Source organism: Streptomyces phytophilus (genome assembly GCF_013870535.1).
In the GTDB taxonomy this organism is placed as follows: Bacteria; Actinomycetota; Actinomycetes; order Streptomycetales; family Streptomycetaceae; genus Streptomyces; species Streptomyces phytophilus.
On record NZ_JACBXC010001427.1, the window covers coordinates 1 to 1,456 of the forward strand.

Genomic DNA, 1,456 nt, shown 5'->3' on the forward strand with positions numbered 1-1,456 from the left:
GGACGGATTCAATCGGTCGTCGCAACGCTGGCTGGTGGGAGCGATCGTAGCTGCTTGGTGAACACTTCAGCTGGGGTTCGCCACCCGAGGGTTTTCCGGGGCCGGTTGTTGAAGACCGCTGCGACGGCCTGGAGCTCTTCGCTGTTCCAGCGGGACAAGTCGGTGCCCTTGGGGAAGTACTGGCGTAGTAGGCCGTTGGTGTTCTCGTTGGTCCCGCGTTGCCAGGGGCTGTGGGGGTCGGCGAAGTAGACAGGGATGTCGGTCTCGACCGTGAAGGCGGGGTGCGCGGACAGTTCCTTGCCGCGGTCCCAGGTGAGAGACCGCCGGAGTTGCTCAGGCAGTGTGGTCATCGTCCTGGCCAGGGCGTTCTTCATCGTGATGGCGCCGTAGCCAGCCAGAGCGGGTCCGTTCTTGGTGCGCGGGACCACGCCGTAGCCCTCCTCGCGCGGCAGGTGGACCAGCATGGTGAACCTGGTGGTCCGCTCGACGAGGGTACCGATCGCCGAGCGTTTCAGTCCGATGACCAGGTCGCCCTCCCAGTGCCCGGGAACGGCGCGGTCCTCGGCCTCGGCGGGACGCTCGCTGAGCAGGACCTTGTCGGTGACGTGGGCCCACGCCTTCTGCCGGCTGCGTGCCCGGGGAACACGCAGTGCCCGTCCGGTGCGCAGGCAGGCCACCAGCTCGCGTTTCAGCGCACCACGTCCCTCGACGTAGAGCGCCTGGTAGATCGCCTCGTGACTGATACGCATGTCCTCATCGTCGGGGAACTCAACCGGCAGGCGTCGCGCGATCTGCTCTGGGCTCCATGCTGTCACCCAGCCTCTGTCGCCACGGTGCGGCTTGTTGCGCCCCTTCCAGGCCGGGCCCTTTGGGCCCACCTGGTTGCCTCCGGCGTCGGTGACGTCCCCCGACAGCCGAGCCTGGACACAAGCTCGCAGCCTCGGGTTGTCCACGAGCTTGGCCGTCTTCGGGCGCCTGGCCCGGCGTTCAGCGTGCCACTGTGCGGTCGAGGCCCGATAGTCCAGCTTGTAGGTCCGGGTGGAGGCATTGCGCCGCAGCTCACGGGAGACCGTCGACGGCGCCCGTCCGAGCCTGCGGGCGATCTCGCGGATGCCGGCGCCCTGGGCATGCCAGACGGCGATGTCCTCCCGTTCGGGAAACGACAGGTAGCGCCCGGACACCTCGTCAGGAAGACACGGATTCACGCCGCCAGCGTGCCGGAACCAGCGGAATCCCACCGGCCCGGACACCCCGGCAGCACTGCACGCATCCTCGGTCTTGACACCCCGAGCGATCACCGTCCAGAACCTGACCCTGTCCTCACGCCAGGCCACCGACGGCCTGCCCGCCGACGGCATCAATCCCCGATACGCACGAACCTGCTTGTGGCGCTCCACAGAGCCCATCGCTCCACCTCCCGATCAAGGTGTTGCGACGATCAGTTGAATCCGTCCTG

Annotated in this window: 1 protein-coding gene; it reads right to left on the bottom strand. The window is 67.5% G+C overall.

Features of this window, described 5'->3' with window-relative positions:
- Window positions 1-8: 8 nt before the first annotated feature.
- Entirely contained in the window at window positions 9-1,406 is a 1,398-nt protein-coding gene (locus H5J30_RS33025) for an IS30 family transposase (RefSeq protein WP_181791381.1), read from the bottom strand.
- Window positions 1,407-1,456 lie beyond the last annotated feature (50 nt).

Coding starts and splice junctions, on each gene's coding strand:
- H5J30_RS33025 (WP_181791381.1), bottom strand. CDS start 1,406: ATGGGCTCTGTGGAGCGCCACAAGCAGGTTCGTGCGTATCGGGGATTG.